The sequence below is a fragment of the Streptomyces sp. NPDC046900 genome (assembly GCF_040644975.1).
Classification (GTDB): Bacteria; Actinomycetota; Actinomycetes; order Streptomycetales; family Streptomycetaceae; genus Streptomyces.
Window position 1 is genome coordinate 40930 of sequence record NZ_JBEYXD010000036.1, and the last position, 17218, is coordinate 58147.

The 17218-nt window shown below is 70.6% G+C and carries 13 protein-coding genes; 2 read left to right on the forward strand and 11 right to left on the reverse strand.

All coding sequences use genetic code 11. The features are described from left to right. Positions 1-223: 223 nt before the first annotated feature. Complete coding sequence (locus tag ABZ904_RS28970; protein WP_361826394.1) at positions 224-1648, reverse strand: IS701 family transposase; 1425 nt, start codon at positions 1646-1648, stop codon at positions 224-226. Between the two features lie 127 nt (positions 1649-1775). Between ABZ904_RS28970 and ABZ904_RS28975 the strand changes: the two genes are divergently transcribed. Continuing rightward, positions 1776-3125, forward strand: a complete 1350-nt coding sequence (locus ABZ904_RS28975; RefSeq protein WP_361826397.1) for an IS630 family transposase — start codon at positions 1776-1778, stop codon at positions 3123-3125. Between the two features lie 151 nt (positions 3126-3276). Then, the gene (locus tag ABZ904_RS28980; protein ID WP_361826400.1) at positions 3277-3711 is read left to right on the forward strand and encodes a DUF6415 family natural product biosynthesis protein; all 435 of its coding nucleotides are present in this window, start codon (positions 3277-3279) and stop codon (positions 3709-3711) included. Between the two features lie 110 nt (positions 3712-3821). On the opposite strand, the gene ABZ904_RS28985 is transcribed toward ABZ904_RS28980, so the two are convergent. The 10 genes from ABZ904_RS28985 to ABZ904_RS29030 are packed head-to-tail and all read right to left on the reverse strand — an operon-like array spanning position 3822 to position 16657. Next, positions 3822-4715, reverse strand: a complete 894-nt coding sequence (locus tag ABZ904_RS28985; RefSeq protein WP_361826544.1) for a replication-relaxation family protein — start codon at positions 4713-4715, stop codon at positions 3822-3824. 17 nt (positions 4716-4732) lie between these two features. After that, positions 4733-7354 carry an ATP/GTP-binding protein gene (locus tag ABZ904_RS28990; RefSeq protein WP_361826403.1) on the reverse strand — a complete coding sequence of 874 codons (2622 nt, stop codon included), beginning with the start codon at positions 7352-7354 and terminating at the stop codon, positions 4733-4735. Then, complete coding sequence (locus tag ABZ904_RS28995; protein ID WP_361826406.1) at positions 7330-7977, reverse strand: hypothetical protein; 648 nt, start codon at positions 7975-7977, stop codon at positions 7330-7332. The genes ABZ904_RS28990 and ABZ904_RS28995 overlap by 25 nt, the downstream gene beginning before the upstream one ends. Further along, positions 7974-9086, reverse strand: coding sequence for an NlpC/P60 family protein (locus ABZ904_RS29000; RefSeq protein ID WP_361826408.1), 1113 nt, complete (start codon positions 9084-9086; stop codon positions 7974-7976). Before ABZ904_RS29000 ends, ABZ904_RS28995 begins: the two co-directional genes overlap by 4 nt. 35 nt (positions 9087-9121) lie before the next feature. Further along, entirely contained in the window at positions 9122-11800 is a 2679-nt protein-coding gene (locus ABZ904_RS29005; protein ID WP_361826411.1) for a hypothetical protein, read from the reverse strand. Position 11801: 1 nt separating this feature from the next. Continuing rightward, the gene (locus ABZ904_RS29010; RefSeq protein ID WP_361826414.1) at positions 11802-12158 is read right to left on the reverse strand and encodes a hypothetical protein; all 357 of its coding nucleotides are present in this window, start codon (positions 12156-12158) and stop codon (positions 11802-11804) included. Further along, on the reverse strand, positions 12158-14842 hold the full coding sequence (locus ABZ904_RS29015; protein WP_361826417.1) for an ATP-binding protein: 2685 nt from the start codon (positions 14840-14842) through the stop codon (positions 12158-12160). Before ABZ904_RS29015 ends, ABZ904_RS29010 begins: the two co-directional genes overlap by 1 nt. After that, positions 14839-15393 carry a hypothetical protein gene (locus ABZ904_RS29020; RefSeq protein ID WP_361826420.1) on the reverse strand — a complete coding sequence of 185 codons (555 nt, stop codon included), beginning with the start codon at positions 15391-15393 and terminating at the stop codon, positions 14839-14841. The genes ABZ904_RS29015 and ABZ904_RS29020 overlap by 4 nt, the downstream gene beginning before the upstream one ends. Continuing rightward, positions 15390-15731, reverse strand: coding sequence for a hypothetical protein (locus tag ABZ904_RS29025; RefSeq protein WP_361826423.1), 342 nt, complete (start codon positions 15729-15731; stop codon positions 15390-15392). The genes ABZ904_RS29020 and ABZ904_RS29025 overlap by 4 nt, the downstream gene beginning before the upstream one ends. Next, entirely contained in the window at positions 15728-16657 is a 930-nt protein-coding gene (locus tag ABZ904_RS29030) for a conjugal transfer protein (protein WP_361826426.1), read from the reverse strand. Before ABZ904_RS29030 ends, ABZ904_RS29025 begins: the two co-directional genes overlap by 4 nt. Positions 16658-17218 lie beyond the last annotated feature (561 nt).

Sequence of the window (17218 nt, forward strand, 5' to 3'; positions counted from 1 at the left end):
CCGCGCAGTCGACAACAAGCCCGTCAGCATCTCCCGCGGCCCTGGTGCTGCGCGGTGGCCCAGATCTCCGCCAAGACGGTGCCGGTCGCCGGGTCACGGGGACGTACAGGCCACAGCCGGCGTCACCGGCCGTGAGCCAGCCGCCCGGCCGTTCATCTCTGGCCGTGGCCGCGCGTGGCCACGGCGTGTCCTAGCGGTGGTTTGTTAAACCGGGGAGTAGAGATCAAGCGGGTGGCCTGCGGCGAGTGCGTCGATCAGGGCTTGGAGGTCGGGTGGCGGGGGTGCGTTGGTCCAGGCTCGCCAGCAGCGTTGGAGGCTGGTCCAGGGGTCGAGCCAGGCCCGGACGGCGCGGATCGCTTTGGGCCAGCTGGACGGTTGAGGCTGGTGGGGTCTGCCCGGGCCCCCTCTCAGTCGGTCCCGCCGGTGTGGCGGCCGGCGGGACCGCGGGGTCATCGGCGGGCTCCCGGCCCGGAGGTTGAGCGAACCAGGTGTCCCAGCAGAACGAGAACGCGCAGGTGACCAGGGTCTGGTGGCGGCGGATGGCGGTGTCGGAGCGAACCTGGAAGTCGGCCCACCCGAGTTCGTCCTTCACCTGCTTGTAGCTCTGCTCGATCCAGTGCCTGACGCCGTAGATCCGGACGACCTCTGCCAGGTCGGCGGCCGGTTCGGGGCTGTCTGCCTCGCGGGGGCCGCCGGGGCGGGGCAGGTCGGTGGCCAGGTACCAGGTGGCCTGCGCGGGCAGCGTGGCCGGGTCAGTGGTGGCCACGACCAGGCGGACGTTTCCGTCGGGCCCCCACCAGCCGAGGGTCGCGTCGGCGGCCCACCAGGTCTCGGTGTGCCCGTCGCGGAAGGGCCGCTCGACGGCGGTCCAGTCCCCTGGATGCTCCGCGTCCGTCCAGGTCAAGGCGCGGGCGGCGTCGACGGGAGTGTAGGCGTCCTTGCCGTAGGCCCAGGTGCCGTGGCTCGGTTTGAGGGCCATGACGAACGGCAGCCCGGCTGCGGCGAGGTCCCTGCGGAAGCCGTCTTGGTCACCGTACGCGCAGTCGGCGGCCACGGCTCGGAAGGTCACTCCGGCGGCCTTGGCCGTGCGGGCCAGTTCTGCGGCGATCTGCAGCTTCGTGCGGAAGTCAGGGTCGCTCTTGCCCTTGGGGAAGTGGTGGGCGGGGCTGTAGGGCACGGCGTGCAGCGGGTAGTAGAGGTTCTCGTCGGCCCAGCAGGTGGTCACGGTGACGATGCCGTTGTCGGTCTTGCCCAGCCGGCCCAGCCACTGCCGGCCGATGTGCGCGGTCGCCTTCCCGTCCTTGCGGTCCCCGGAGTCGTCGATCACCAGCACGCCGCCCGGGTGCGGAGTGGTCGCGGGGTCGGCCAGCAGTAGTTCCACCCTGCGGGCGTTGACCTGCTTGTGGTCCCACGTCGACTCGGACAGGAAGAACTGCAGCCGCTGCACCGAGGCGTGTTGGGCACCGACGACGGGTTCGGTGCCTGCCAGGCAGGTCAGCGTCTTGTTGCGGTCCCGCGGCAGCAGCAGCCCCGCGAGGTACTCGCGGAACCCACGGCGCTGTGCCAACGTGGAGAAGAGGTCATCGAAGCGAGCGGCATAGGCTTCCAGCGGGCCCGGAGCGGGCGGACACGGCACACGGCGGGTCATCACAACTCCCAGGCGGCGAGGCGAGGTTCCTCTACTACCGGCCTACTGCGTCCCTGACCCGCCGTCAACAAACCACCGCTAGTGTGATGCGCCGGAAATTGCAGCTGTAAGTCTGTAAGCTGTTTTCATGTCGCATCGGGGTCCGCGTGCTGTCGAGGTCGTGCTGTCCGAGGAGGAACGCGCCGAGTTGTTGCGTTGGGCGGGTGGTGAGGCGGGATCTCGTCTGGCCGAGCGGGCGCGGATAGTCCTGTCTTGTGCAAATGGTGCGTCAAGTTCCCAAGTGGGGGCCGACTTGGGCGTGAACGTGGCGACGGTACGCAAGTGGCGCTCCCGGTTCGCGGCTCACCGGCTGGCGGGCCTGGCCGACGAGCCGCGGCCGGGCCGGCGCAAGCCGGACCTGGTCCTCACTGATGCCGAGCGTGCGCAGTTGACGCGCTGGGCGCGACGGGCGAAGACCGCGCAGTTCCTGGCGCTGCGCGCGAAGATCGTGCTGCGCTGCGCGGAGGGTGGGACGAACAAACAGGTCGCTGCCGAACTCGGCATCGCGCAGGCGACGGTGAACCGCTGGAGGTCGCGGTTCATCGCGGCTCGCCTGGACGGGCTCGCGGACGAGCCGCGCCCGGGCCGACCGCCGTCGATCCTGCTTGACCAGGTCGAGGACGTGGTCATCGCGACGCTGGAGTCCACTCCAGGCGAGGACACCCACTGGTCGCGGGCCTCGATGGCCAAGCGCACCGGGTTGTCGAAGTCCACCATCGGGCGGATCTGGAAGAAGTTCGACCTCAAGCCGCACTTGCAGGATGCGTTCAAGCTGTCTACCGACCCGCAGTTCGTTGACAAGGTCGTCGATGTCGTCGGCCTGTACCACAACCCGCCCGAGAAGGCGGTGGTGCTGTGTGTCGATGAGAAGAGCCAAATCCAGGCGCTGGATCGGTCCCAGCCGGTGCTGCCGATGATGCCGGGCATGCCCGAGCGCCGCACCCACGACTACCTGCGGCACGGCATCACCAGCCTGTTCGCCGCGTTCAACATCGCCGACGGCACCGTCATCGGCGAACTCCACCGCCGCCACCGGGCCATCGAGTTCAAGAAGTTCCTGGTCACGATAGACAAGGCGGTCCCTTCCGGCCTCGACGTGCACCTGGTGTGTGACAACTACGCCACCCACAACACCCCCGAGATCAAGGCGTGGCTGGGCAAACACCCCCGCTTCCACGTCCACTTCACACCCACCGGGTCGTCCTGGATCAACCAGGTCGAGCGGTGGTTCGGCCTGCTGACCGACAAACTCATCCGCCGCGGCGTCCACACCTCCGTTAAGGCGCTGGAAGACGACATCAGCGCCTGGATCGAAACCTGGAACGAGAACCCCCGGCCCTTCAAGTGGACCAAGACCGCCGACGAGATCGTCATATCCCTCGCCGACTACCTCACCAAGATCGCTACACCGGCCACCAAAAACCAGCATGAGACTTAAGTCCAAGAGTTCCGGCGCAGGACACTAGTTGGTCGTCGCCCTGCGGGACCATCATCGCGGTGTGACTACGGGAAATGCACGTTACGCGACACAAGTCCCCCAAGTGGGGAACCCGCTGAGCGATGCCGACGGGGCCGGGCGGTCGGTAGCCGTGGCTGGCACCGTGGAGACGGGCAGTGGCACCCGGACGCCGGACATCGCGATGATGCGCGTGGCCGTGGGCCGGTTGCTGCCGCCCGACGTGCCCCCGACGCCCGCCGGCCGCGACCTGGGGACGCTGACCAGGCTGCTGCGCGGCCACTTGGCGCTGCTCATCCCTGAGGGCGCATCGGTGGCCGGCGCGTTGCCCGACGATGACATTCCCCGGTACTGCGCGCTCGCCTGTCTTGGCGAGGCCCGCATGCAACTCAACGCCACGCCAACCCCGGTCCCGGGCGGAGACGTCGGGTACGCTCGGCGCCTGGCCCGCGTCCTGAACGCGCTCTGCGACGAGACGCTGCCGTACGACCAGGTGAGCCCGTCCGGCGGCGCGGCGAGAGCCGGCCACATCCACGTCGGCTGCAAGAACACCGGGCGCCGTCACTGACGGGCACCCCTCAGACCCCCGCCTCGCTGTGGACCGGAAAACCATTTCGAGCGCTCCCATTGCCGCGGTGCACTTCAAGGCTGCGGCATTCGGCCACGGCAGGTGGGGTGTCACAGCTGGGTCCATGGCCGCGGGTCGCCGTTGGCAAGTGGCACCCAGACGTTACCGGTGGGGCCTTGTTCTTCGAGGTCGTCCAAGACTGCCGCGCCGATTGGTACGTGTCGGGCGAGCGTGCCGACGAGGGGGTGTTCGGCCGCCATGGCCTTGAGGTCGTTGATTCGGTTGTCCAGGACGTGCCGGGAGGCCCCGGTCAGTACGAACAGCACTCGGGGGAAGACGGGGTACCAGCGCAGCCATACCGCTCCGGGCGCTGCGGCCTGCCGTGAGCGGGGCCGGCCTATGGGCTGAGGCTCGTATGACCACAGTCGCGCGTACTCGATTAGTTTGGAGGCGAGTCGCTCGCTGCTCATGGTCGTCCGGTCGACCTCCACGAACGCCCGCAGCTTGGTGCGCTCATCGTCATCGATGAGGGTGTAGTGCATCACCGCGTCCGTGATGATCCGCTCGCCGTCGCTGAGCGGGTGGGAGACCTCCGGTGTCCAGTCCAGGTGCCCGTGTTCGTCGCCGCGGCGGCGGGCGTCGGTGACGAACGCGAGGTGGCTGCGGACCACGGTCAGGGTGTGCGGCGTCTTCAGGGAGGCAGCCGTGGCCGAGTTGATCGGGTACGGAGGCCGTCCGCGCAGGGCGGGGAAGTCCTTCGTCAGCCGGGCTCCCTCGCTCGTCAGGTACCAGGCGCGGGACCGGTTGGAGGCCGGCAGCACGGTGTAGTCCACCAGGCCGTCGCGGCGCAGCTTGTTCAGCGGCGCGGAGACGGTCTGCCGTACTGCGCCGGGCCGTAGCAGTTCGTGGAGCTGGTTCGTGGTCGCCATCCGGTGCTGGCCGAGCACGGCCAGCAGCTGATGTGGTAGCGGCTCGATGGGGCTTGGCGTTCGGCCGGACGACATGGTCTCGAAGGCGGTGGTCACTTGTATCCCTTCTTGTTCACTTGGACGTTCGACGGGGTGGTGGCGTGCTGGGCGAGGAAGGCGCTCACGCGGGTGAGCTGCTTCGCGGCCCGGTCCGTGAGCTGGTCCAGCGGGGCGGCGGCGGCTGTGGCCCGGGCGGCGCGCTCCAGTGCCGCTGCCTGGTGCGGGCGGGCGTAGTCGGCGAAGACGTCGTCCAGGTGAGGACCGGTGATCCGGACAGGACCGACACGACGGCCTTCGACGGTCAGCGACATGTAGTGCTCGTACCGGTCCAGAGCGGCGACGACGTCCGGGCCGGGACGGTCCCCCCATTCCGCGGTAATGGGGGCGATGGCGGACTGCGAGCCTGCGGTCGACGCGAGAGTGGAGGCGTTCTGCACCAGCGACAGCCGCACCGGAATGGGAAGCCGGGCCAGCAGCTGGGTCATGCCGTGGACGTGCACGCGGTATTTGCGGAAGTCCTCAAACATCGCGGCGATCGTCTCGGGGGCCGCGCCAGTGAGGGTGATCAGCTCGTCGAAATAGGGGCGGAACGGCACACGCTGGCCTTCTGGGGTATCCCGGCGGGAGCGCACGGCCCGTAGCAGGTCGCGGGCGAGCAGCGCGGTGATCAGCCGGTCGGTTGGCCCGTTCCCGCCCGGGCACACCCACACGATCATCCGCGAGTCCATCGCCGCGCGGATGTTGTAGACACCGGTCGGCTGCCCGAGGAATGCGCGGGTTACCGGGTTGGCGGCGAGGCGGCCGATCGGGTTGAGGACGACGGCGAACGCGTCGGTGGGCAGCGTCGGGAACACCGTCCGCCACCAGGAGCGGGTCTCCTCGTCCAGGCGCCCCTCCACCGCGGTGAGCGCCGCCCTACGGAAGTCCGGGTCGGTGAGCAGGGACCGCACGTGGAAGATGGTGGCCTGGTCTTCCGGGCGCCCGGCGTGGCAGGCGGCCTCGTTGACGGCCACCAGCACTGCCAGGGAGGCGGTGAAGATGGTGAGCGCGCGGGGAGCGGTGGCGTCGTCCCAGCTGAGCACGGATGCGTAGGCGTCTGCGGTCGCCTCGACAACCTCGTGGGCTACCTGACCCTGGTGCATACCGATCGGATTCCAGCAACTGAGCTGCGGCGCAGGCCCGCTTGCGTTGAGGTCGATCAGTGCGATCCGCTGCATCAGGTGGTCGTGGGCGAGGAACGGAAGGGCCCGTGGCCAGGAGTCGCGGTGCGGGTCGACGAACATCAGCCCGCCGCCGGCATGCGCCCAGCCGATGGCCTGGGCGAGGGCCCGTTCGGTCTTGCCGCCGCCCGCCTTGCCCACCCCGACCTCGAACAGCGTCTCGCGCGCATAGGTGGCGACCAGGCGCCGGCGGCCGTCGGGTCCACGGTAGATACCCTGCAGCAGCAGGTCGGGATTCCCGTACTCGAACGTCGGCAGGTCTCCGGCAAATAGCGGGAGGCGGCAGTGCACCGTGGGCGGCTTGAGCAGGCCGGTCAGCTCGTCCAACCGGACCCAGTTCGGACGAGGCGGCTGGCAGTGCCCCAGAGCCCAGCGGCGTTCGAAGCCACGGCGGCTGGGCCAGCGATCCGCCCCGAACCGCCACGGACCCACCCGCCAGCCGCGCATCGCCCAGCGTGAGCCGCCGCCGAACACGTCGAGGGCGGCCTGGAGCTGAGCGAGACGGGCATGGGCGCGCCCTTCAACGTTGGACGCGCACATCACCAGCAACTGCACGCGCACCAGGTGGTCGTCCTCGGCGAGCTTGCCCAGCGCGTCCTCTAGGGTCACCCGGCGGGGGATCGGCGGCATGACCAGCCGGCGCCCGCCCCCGCCCTGCTTGCCCGCCACCAGCTGCTGCAGCTGCCAGGTCAGCGAGTCTTCGATATTGGTGGCGTCCTGACGTACCCATCGGGCGGCCCGCTGGGCCTCCCGCCTCTCTGCACGGCGGGCGTCCATCATCAACTGCAGACGGCGCGCCCGCAGTGACCATTTGGGGGCGCGCTGGATGTCGAGCCGGATCTCGGCCAGGTCACCCAGCTCGGCGCGGAGGTCGGAGACGGCGTCGATCAGCGGCTGCAGCGGGTCCGGGGCCAGCGGGACGTCGCGCAGGGGTGCGGTCGGCTTGCCCCGCAGGATGAACTCTGCCCGCACCACGTGGTCACGGGGCTTGTCGACGATCGGCCGGGCCCGGTTCACGGTCACGCCAGGGCCGAACGGGGTGATGGACAGGAGACGTTGGGCGCCCGCAGGCCCTTCGATCCGGTACCGGAGTGGGCTGGAGCCGTCGGCGCGCAGCCGGACCTGCACCATCTTGGAGCGGCGCGGCGCCCACCACGGCATGGAGGTCGAGGCTCGTGCGAGCTGAACACCCCGGCGGAAGATCTCCTCGAAGCCAGGGTCGAAGTGGCGCGATGGCACGAGTTCCAGCGCCATCCGCTCAGCTGAGGCCTTGCGAGCCAGGTGGCGCACCACCATCTCGCTCGCCAGCCAGACGATGACGGCGGCCGCGGCCACCACCCACCAGTAGGCGATCACGCAGCCGGTGGCATGCACGATGCCGGACATGAGGCCGATTACCTGTCCTGAGGCTGTTTGATCAGCCGGGCCGGTCAGGTGCGGGGGTGCGGAGTCCATGCGGCTGCTCCTTTCTTGATGGTGCGGGTGAAGTGCCAGTCGGTGACGCGGAGGTCGGTGAAGGTGCCGCCGCGGTCCATCCCAGCCCACACCAGATGGACCACCGCCTTGTTCGGGCTGCCGTCACGGCGGGCGATCGCGGCCTGGATGCGAAAGCGAGCAGTGGCGAACGCCGGGGCCACCGCCTCGCCGACGTTGGGGAAAACGTCCGGCCACTTCGCGCGGCCGACTCCGGTGGCGTCCGCGCGCAGCAGCGCGCGACCGGCGGTGAGTAACTCCCGCTCATCGGCGGAGGGAAGATCGGCGGGCCAGGCCGCCTCCAGGGACCGCTGGATGGCCCGGTCGCCGGCCACACCCTCGCCATGCGGTGGCAGAGCGGACTCGAGGACCTCCGACGGTGTCGATGCGACGGATGCTGTGGAGGGCTTCGTGATGGCGGCCGGCGGGCTGTCGATAGGCGCAGCAGTTGCAGCCGACGAATCCGCGACCGCGTGGGCGGTCGACGACGTCGCCGGGGCCGGTGGCTCCTGACCGTGCGGCATGCCCAGCAGTGCGACGCCGGCGACGGCGAAGAAGACGGTGCTCAGCAACAGCAGACGTGGTGAGCGTGGGGTGGTGGTCACAGCAGTCGTGCACCCCCCGCATAGCCGGACATCGCGTTGACCGAGTCCAGCCGGATGACGGTGCCCGGGCGGGCGGCGTTGACCATCTGGCCGCCGCCGGTGTAAATGCCGACGTGATAGATCGTGGAGTCGCGTCCTGGGGCGTAGCCGTAGAAGACGAGGTCGCCCGGCTTGAGGGCACCGGTGCCGAGACTGGCGGGGATGCGCTGGCCGGCACCGGCCTGGGGGGCCGCAACACGCGGCAGACTGATGCCGACTTTCGCGTACGCGTATTGGGTCAGCCCGGAACAGTCGAAGCCTTTGATGGTCGCGCCGCTCTTGCCGCTGGGCGAGCAGCAGATCCCGTACGACGGGCCGCTCGCGTTGCCCCCGCCCCATGAGTACGGCATTCCCCGCTGGGACAGCGCCGCCTCGATCACGGTGCGGACCTTCCTCGAGAGGTTCTTCAGGTCCGGGTCCTTGGCGGCTGCCGTGTACTGGTCGATCCAGCCCAGCACGTTGGCCACGTACTCATTGGAGTGGTTGTACTGCCAGATCGCGGACTTCAACTGCGACCGCTTCGTCAGGTCACGGCCACCTCCACACAGGTAGATCGCGGCGCCGAGCGCGGCATCGTCGGCGTTGTGCGGATCGGCGATCTTGTCGCTGCCTGCGTCCTTGCCGATCGATTTCCAGGTGGAGGGCAGGAACTGGAAGGGGCCGAGGGCGCGCTCCCCGTTCGCGGTGCCGTCCCACGTGCCGCCGTCGGTGTCGGGAAACGCCGTGGCGTTGCCGCCGGTCCCGGAGCCGCCCAGGAGCACCCCGTAGATCTTCGGACGGATGTCCCCGCCTGCGGCGATGGTGCGGCCGATGGCGTGGTTGGACTCGACCTTGGCAATCCCGGCGAGGATCGGCCAGCGCATGCCCCGACATTTCGGCACGTACGTCCCGACCTGCGCGGCGGCCGTCTTGTAGGCGGCCAGCATGCGCGGCGGGATGTCCGCGGCACTGCCGCCCTCGGCGATCCCGCCATCGTCCTGGGCACCCGTCTCCAGCGCGACATACGCGCTGATCGTGTTCCCCACCGGCGCGGCACAGCACACGGCGGCGAACATCAGCAGCGCCACCATGCATCCCCACCGCTGGACGCGGCGTCCCGGCAGCCTCACTCGTTCCCACCGTCCTCGTCCCGCCGCTGGGCTTGCTCTTGGCGCAGGCGTTCGGCGTCGGGACCGGTCCGCCGCATCAGCTCCTGCATCCGGGCCCGCGCCTCCTCGCGTGCCTGGCTACGCGCGCTCCCCCCACCGGGAAGAACCGGCCCGCCGCGATCGGGCCGAGGCCGCGGCGCAGGCCCGTCCCGGCGCGGGAGCGGTGACGGGGGTGGAGTTGCCAAGGAGCCGGCCGCCGACGCGGTCGGCCGTGCGGGGGCTGACGTCGGACGGCCCGAAGGACGACTGGACGGCGCAGGCGCAGCTGGGCGGGGGGCATCCGTGTGGTTCCGCAGGACCTGGGCTGCGTGGCGTCCCGTGTCGGTCCAGGCCCGGCCGTCCTCGCGGAGGGTGTTGCCCCACACGCGCAGCTGCTGGCGGGCGTCCTGGGTGTAGAGGGAGCCTCCCGCCCGGGCCCGGCGGACGCCTGCGGGCAGGCCGGCCGTCGCCCCGTAGGCGGCTCGGCCGCCCCGGCCCAGGATGCGGTAGCCGCGGAAGCGGACCAGCCGGTTGTGGGCCCGGGTCGACAGCAGCGTGCGGTCGCTGTTCTGGTCGTGCAGCACCTGGCCGGTGGTGCGGTCGATGACCTGCCCCTGCTCGTTGCGGTACCGGTCAGGCGGGCCGGAGGGCCGATGCGGCCCCATGCCGCCTGGACCTCCCTCTCCGCCGTCCCCGCCGTTCGACGGGCCGCCCGTACCCAAGTCGCCGTCGGCGGTGGGCTTGCGCCATGTGGCCAGCTGCTCCGCATCCGGCCGGCGGCCGATCAGCAGCCAGTGCGCCCCCTTCCCGCCGAGCCGGGCGCCCAGCCCGCCGACAGCCGCGGCCGCGGTCAGCGGGGCCAGACCGCGCCCGGCTTCGGTCGTGGCATCGGCGAGGATTCTGCCGGTGTCCATCGGCATGCCCGCGCCGTCGAACAGCGAGGTGAGCGCGCCCATCAGTCGCTGCCGGGTGCCGAGTATCCCGAACCTGCCACCGCCTCCACCCATGACGGCGCGCAGTCCTCCGCCGTATCCGCCCATCAGTGCGGGGGAGTTCATGGCGAGTGCGGCGCCGAGCTCGGGGGTGTCGCCGGGCAGGTGGGTGCCGCCGACCTTGGCGTAGCGCATCCGCATGGCCATGCGCCGGCCGAAGGAGGTGATGGACGTCAGCAGGCGGCGGTGCCCGGCCGCGCCGGCGATGGCGAGGACGTCGATGAGCAGGATCCGCTCCACCATCAGGTCGGGGCCGTTGGTGATGGTGGCGTCGATGGCGATCCCGAAGAACGGGATGAACGCGCAGATCCCGACCCCGGCCAGGACCGCGATGCCCCACAGGGACAGCCACTTCCACACCGACTGGCGTGCGGGCCCGGGCAGCATGCCCGCGACGAAGGTGACGCCGCCGACGGCCGCCGCGGCCGCGCACACGCCCTGGGTGCCGAGCAGAACGATCGCGGACGACAGCAGCATGCCGCAGATGAACAGCGCGGCGATCAGCAGCAGGAACGCGCCGCCGAGCCGCCACCAGGTGGGCTGTGCGGCGTAGGCGGCGCACGAGGTGCCGACGGGGCCGGCCTTCTTCAGGTCGGCGAGGAACGCGGCGAACGCCCGGTCCTCGTCGGTGACGATCGCGTTCGAGGCGTCGAGGAGTTCGCCCCCGGGCGTGAACTCCGGGAGATCATTGCTGCCGCTCGGTGTGCCGTCGACGTCGCGCTCGCAGTACTTCTTGCCCGGCCCCTGGACCAGGTGGCAGGCGTCCTTCGCCTTGTCCGACGGGGCCGAGCTGGGCATGTACCCGCCGGTGACCCACTTCAGATGGACGGCGTAGGCCTTGCGGTCGGCCCTCTTGGCCGGGTCGAGAATCCGCCCGTACTGAAGGAGCATGTACGGCTTGACGATCAGGGCGTTGGTGATCGAATCCTGGATGGGCCGGGCCACCTCTGTTGCGGAGACCGGTCCTTCGCCTTCCTGCTCCTCGCACTTGATCTCGGCGTTGCCGGCCATGCCCGCGCATGGGTCATAGCTGGCGATCTTGCCGCCCCAGTCGTAGGAGTTGACGCTCTGCCGGGCGACCTCGGCAGCCACCTGCTGGGACTGCCCCAGCGGCCCGTCCTGGGAGAGCAGGGTGTCGGGACGGATGAGAGCCGAGGCAGCGATCGCCCCGATGAGCAGGGTGAGGAAGATCTCGCCCAGACCGCGGCCGACCCGGCCACGCACGATCATGAAGGAGGCGAAGACGAACGCCCAGGCCAGCAGCAGCCCCTTGATCCCGAGCGTGTCGACGACCACATGGTTGTAGGTGTCGGCGACCTTCTGCGCCGGGCGGGCGAGGAGCTTGAGCAGTGGGAACCGGAAGGCTACCTCGATCGTCCACCCGGCCAGCCCGACCAGCAGCCGGATCAGGGTGAACAGTCCGGACAGGGCGAAGGCCAGGGCCTGGCTCTTGAAGGCGACGATGGAGCCGCCTGAGGCGTTGAGGTCGTACCCGTCGATCGGCACGCCCTCGGACGAGTCGATGTTCAGCGGGGCGAGCAGGTCTGACGTCTCGCTGTTGCTGCCGGCCGCGTACACGACCTGGGTGTTGACCAGGAGAAAGGTGCCGGTGAGGAGTACGACGAAGCCGGCCGAATGCAGGGTCGCGCGGTCTGGACGGAACACGTCAGTGCCGCCTTTGCCCAGCGGAGGGCCGCAGCCGCCACAGCACGAGAGCGCCCACGCCTGCGCCGGCAGGCACCAGCCTCCACGCTGCACCGGACAGGTCCTGCTGGCCGGTGGATGCGGAGCTCGCGGCGCCGCGCTCGCAGTAGGCCTTGGCCGGGCCCACGATCAGGCCACATGGATCATCGCCTGCGGGGCGGGCGTCGGCGGCGAAGGCCCGTCCGGTGTGCGGCCACCACGCTTCCGGCACGCCCACCCCGAGGGCGAGAACGACTGCGGCAGCCACGACGGCGATCACGACGAGGGCGCTCGCTGCGGCGGCGACGCGCCGGGAGCGGTCCCAGGAAGACGTGGTCATCAGACAGGTTCCTTCCGACCGGCACCCACGGCCTCATCGGCAACGGGCGCGGAGGGCGGGGCAGCGCTCGTGCGGCGTCCTGGCGTGGTGGTGATGGAGGTGGTGATGCGCGGAATGCGGGGGATGGAGACCTTGATGCGGCCGGTGTTCTGCCTGGGGCAGGTCAGCAGGAACTCGCCCTCCCGGCCCTTCTGGCCGACCGGGGACAGGCCGGTGGCCACCAGCCGCACAAGCTCTGGGTCGTTTGGGTCGAGTCCGACGAACTCCAGGCCGCGGCGGGCGCGTTCGCGGTCGGTGGTGCGGGCGAGTGCCCGGTAGGCCATCAGGCCGCGGTCAGGGCCGAGTTCCTCGGCGTCGTGCGAGCCCGCCAGGAGCCCGGCGCCGTGTTTGCGGCCGTCGTGGAGGATCTCGTGGACGAGGGCTGTGCCTTCGGCTGAGCTGGTGAGCCAGTACAGCTCGTCCAGGACCACCGCGGTGAACCGCTCGGGGTCCTCGAACGCGGTCTGCCGGGCGAGTGCGGCGATCAGGTAGAGCACCGCGCGTCCGATCAGCGCCTCCAGTGGCTGCTGCTGCAGGACCTCCGGCTTGTCGAACGCAGCCTTCGGCGGCAGCTTCAGCCCTGTCGTGGTGATCACGATCATGTCGGAGGCGCTGGACGCGTCCAGCCGCACCGGCGGCAGCGTCGGGTCGAACACCATCCTCGCCAGCGAGTTGGTGGCGACGACCCTGATGAGGCCGGCGAGGGTGGTCGCGGCATTCTGCCGCTTACCCGCCTCGCGCGTAGCCATCTCCTCGAGGACCTCAAGCACACGGTGCATGGACGGCCGTGGGCCAACCGCGGCCTGCTCGACAGCATGGTGGAGGACCTCGCCGCTGGTGCTCATCGGGCCGATGCCGAGCTGCAGGGTGAGATAGGACAAGGCGTAGTGGCGGCCCTCGGGCCCGTCGAACATCCTCAGCGGGTCGATGGACACCTCGGCCTGGGCGGCGTCGATGATCTGGACGCGGCCCTTGGCCGCAGTGCGGGCGAAGGTCGCCCACTCGCGGACCGGGGTGCGGTCGATGCAGATCGCGCAGCCACCACGTGCCCACACTGCTTCCGCGATGAGCTTCTGCAGGACGCTCTTGCCCGCCCCGAGATCCCCGACGATGCCCATCGACGCGGAGGCGTCGACCTTGGGCGCATCCGCCACGTTGATCATGACGGGGCGGGTGGTGCCGCTGTCCAGGTCGATACCGAGGAACATCCCGCCCGGGTCTCCGACCTCCGCGGTGGTGAAGGCGCCGCCGAGCGCCCAGTCTTCGGAGACTTGGTGCTGGGTGAATTCCCGTACCACGCCGGGCCGTACGGTGCCGGGCAGGCCGAGGGTGAACAGGGCCTCCTGCAGTCCGGCCGGGCGTACCGCCCGGTAGTCGGCGCCGCCGAGCAGCGCGGCAAGGGCCCGGGCCCGGGCGTCGCAGACGGCGGCGGTCGGCCCCCACACCGTCAGCACGGTCACCGACTGCACCTCGACCTCGACCGACGTGCGAGACAGGCGAGCATCCAACTCGCCCAGGTCGCGGGCGGCCTCGCCGAGCGAGGCGGGCATGCCGGTGGGGCGGGCGTCGTACTGGTCGGCCTGGTCGACCAACTCGTTCTTCTTGCGCCGCACCTGGTCGCGGGCCTTCTCCGCCGGCACCAAGGTGAGGTCGACGGTGTAGTCGACGGGAAAGTCGAGCATCTCCAGCTGAGCGAACAGGTCCGCGGCGTCCTGGCTGACCGCGGGCGGGCACTCGGCCAGCGCCAACTGCGCCTGGTAGCCAACCCCGGTGTCGGATTCGACCTGCAGCCAGCGCCGCCCCAGCGGCGAGCCGGCCTTCAGCCGCCACCAGGCCGTGCGACCCGACCGCGTGATCTCTCCCGCGCTCTTGAGGTCAGCGACGTCGTCGACGTCGGGGTCGATGCCGCCTTCCTGCAAGCGGACCTGGCCGAGGTCGGCGTAGCTGGGGGAGCGCAGCACGCCGCCCTGGATCTGCCCGCCGTACAACTCACTGATCTCGGCCTCGGCCAGCAGCGGCTCCGCCAGACCTCGGTGGAGGGCATGCTGGATCATCCACACGATCTCCGCCGGACGGGCGGGGCGGAAAGCGATACCGCCGACGAGCGCAGCCTCCACCCGCAAGGCCTGCTCCCGATACGTGCTCACCTCGCGCCGGGCCACCGGTGCCGGCCGTATGCCCAGCATCGGCGCGAGTTCGGCCCACGCCGCGCCGAGGGACGCCGACACCTGCAGGCCGCCTGCCTCGGCCTGCAGGGGTACGGCCAGCCACAGGGTGCGGCAGTGCATCTCCTGGTCGTCCAGCAGGTCCAGGGTGGCCTCGACGTTTTCCACCCACGGGTGCCGGCCCGTGCCGGGTGCCTGTTCCGCGGGCTCGATGCCCTCGATCATCTTGAGGGCGATCTCACCTGGGTCGACTTGTGCGCACAGCCCGAACAGACGCGGGGCTCCGGACAGGGAGCGCACCAAGCGGGTGATCTTGGCGAGCTGTTCGTCGCGGACGGCGGCGGGCACGTGGGTGCCCTGGACGGTCTCCTCGCGGCGTCCCTGTGCGTCTGGGCCGGGGTGGAGGCGGTAGAGGGCCCACACGCTGCCCTGCGTCGACCACACCAGGTGCCCGGCGATGTGACGGATCGGAACCCTCACCGCGCACCCCCGGCCCGCTGGGCGAGCGCGAGCAGCTGCTGCACACCCGACACCGGACCCACCGGCATCGCGGGAGCAGCGGTCGGGCCAGCCGGGCTTGGGTGTGGCGTCCGAGGCGCACGCTGCCGAGCCGCGAGGGATGGTGCGGCCTTCAGGGCAGGCTCGGGCGTGGCCGCGCCCTCGATGGTGAAGCTGCCGAGCAGCGGGTGAGGTGCGTGGTCGCGGGCGGCTCGCCCGCCGATCCGCCCTCCGCTCGGCTGCCGGCCGAGCAGCACCCAGCCCAACGCGGCCTGCATCGGGGCTCGGCCTCGGATCTTCGGCCGGCGCACTGCCCAGATCGCCAGCAGCCACGCGATGATGGGGACCGGCCCCGTCCACGACCACCAGCCGATGGTCTTGATCAGGAGGAAGCCGCCGCCGACGGCGAGGGCGATCTGTGCGGGGGTGTAGGGGCCGAGGGGGATCTTCCAGTCGGCGACCTTGCCCAGCACCCAGGGGTGGCGGCGGGCTGAGGTGTAGAAGCGGCTCACCCGTGCCGCGGTCGCGGTCACAGCCGGCCTCCGGCGCCCGGTGAGTGGTCACGGGAAGTCGGAGGGTCGGACTGGACGATGCCCGGGGTGGCGGATGCGCCCTTGGCCGGGTTCTTCACCTCGTCCTCGAACATGTTCGCGAGGCTCTCGCGGGAGTTGTACAGCCCGAGCGCGATGATCATCAGCAGCAGGGCGCCGATCCCGGCCCTGAGGCTGAACTTCTGGATCATGATCACGACGACGAGGACGACGAGACCGGCCTTTAGGCCGTTGGTCGCCCACTGCTTGAACATGTTGATCCACGAGTTGCCGAGGTCGTCCAGCTGTCCGGCCAGCATCAGGCTGTGCACCGTGTTCATCGGACGCCACCGTCCTGAGCAATTCCGAACCCCAGTGCCGCGACTTCCCACCGGCTAGAGCGGGCCTTGAGCGTGAGCTCGTAGGCCAGCGGCCACCGACCGCCGGCATCCTGGGCCTCCACCCGGGCGAGGACACGCACCGCCGTGCCATCGCCGGGCACCGTGGCGGCGGCCGCGGCCTCCTCCACTGCTGACACTTGCTGGACGGTGACCGCCGTATACGGGGCGGGGGAGACGGCGGTGAGCTTCATCCCCGGCGCGAGGTAGCGGTCGACCTCGCCGACTCCTGTCAGGTAGGCGGCGAGGAACTCCCCAATGGCCAAGGACAGATCACCCTCCGGGACGCTCACGCCGTACGCCGACTTGGACACCTCGGCCCGGGCCGGGCCGGCCACCACGCCGGGCGCACCGGTCACCGTGAACGAGGAGCTCGCGCTGTCGGCGGCCACCGGCACCGTGTAGTACCGCACCGAGCCGTCGACGTATTGCGCAGCCACTGTCACCGCCCACGCGCCGACGCCGTGCTGCGCACTGCGCACCGCTGTCACAGACTCCGGTGCCGATTGCGCATCGGAGGCCGGGTCGGGCAATTCGACGTCCGGCGCCATCGACTGCGCAAGCCGCGCCTGCGCAGTCGTCGCGTCGTTGGCACTGCTGCGCAGCCACGCGCCGAGGAACACCTGCGCATAGCCGCCCGGGTCGGCAGCGGACGCGGTGCGCACGGCGGTGGGCTTGGCCGAGGGGGCGGCCGCGACCGTGGCCGGGGTAGAGGCGACGGCGACAACGAGGGCCATGGGGCCGGCCGCGATGACGGTCCAGACCGCCACGCGGGAGAGGCGTACGCGGTGGCGCATCGCCTCCAGCCGGGCGCCGGCCGCCATCGGAGCAGCGGCCTCGCTTCGTGAGGCCTGCTTGCCAGGGGACATGGTGAAACTCCCAGGTCAGAACGGATGTTGCTGACCTTGAGAAAACCCGTCGGCCCCGACCCGACCACCGACCACGAACCCCCGACCAAGGTCACGATGGGGACACGAAGTCCATGGTGGGGGTCATGGTCGGCCCGACCATGACCCCCACTCTGGGTCAGCCGCGAGCTGGCGACAGCCCTCGCATCCCGCGCACGGCCCCCGGAGCGGCGGCCTTTGTGCGATCAGGTGCCGCGCGGTCTCCGATGCGCAGACGGAGGCCGACCAGGCCGCGACAGGCACCTGCGCAGTGCGCCAGACGGACCTGCGCAGGAGAGGTCAGAAACCTACGGACTGCGCAGCTGCCCCCTCGGCGCAGTTCGACTGCGCAGGATCTTTGGCCGGTTGCGCAGCCCCATTGCGCAAGGCCCGACCGGTGTTGCGCACCCCGATGGCGCAACGCCCGTTCGAGGCTGCGCAATCGGGGTGCGCAACCGCTGAGGGCCCGGGGTGAGGGTGCGTGGTTGGCCCGACCATGAGCCCGACCACGGCAGCTAGACGGCTGTGTTGCCGGATCGTGAC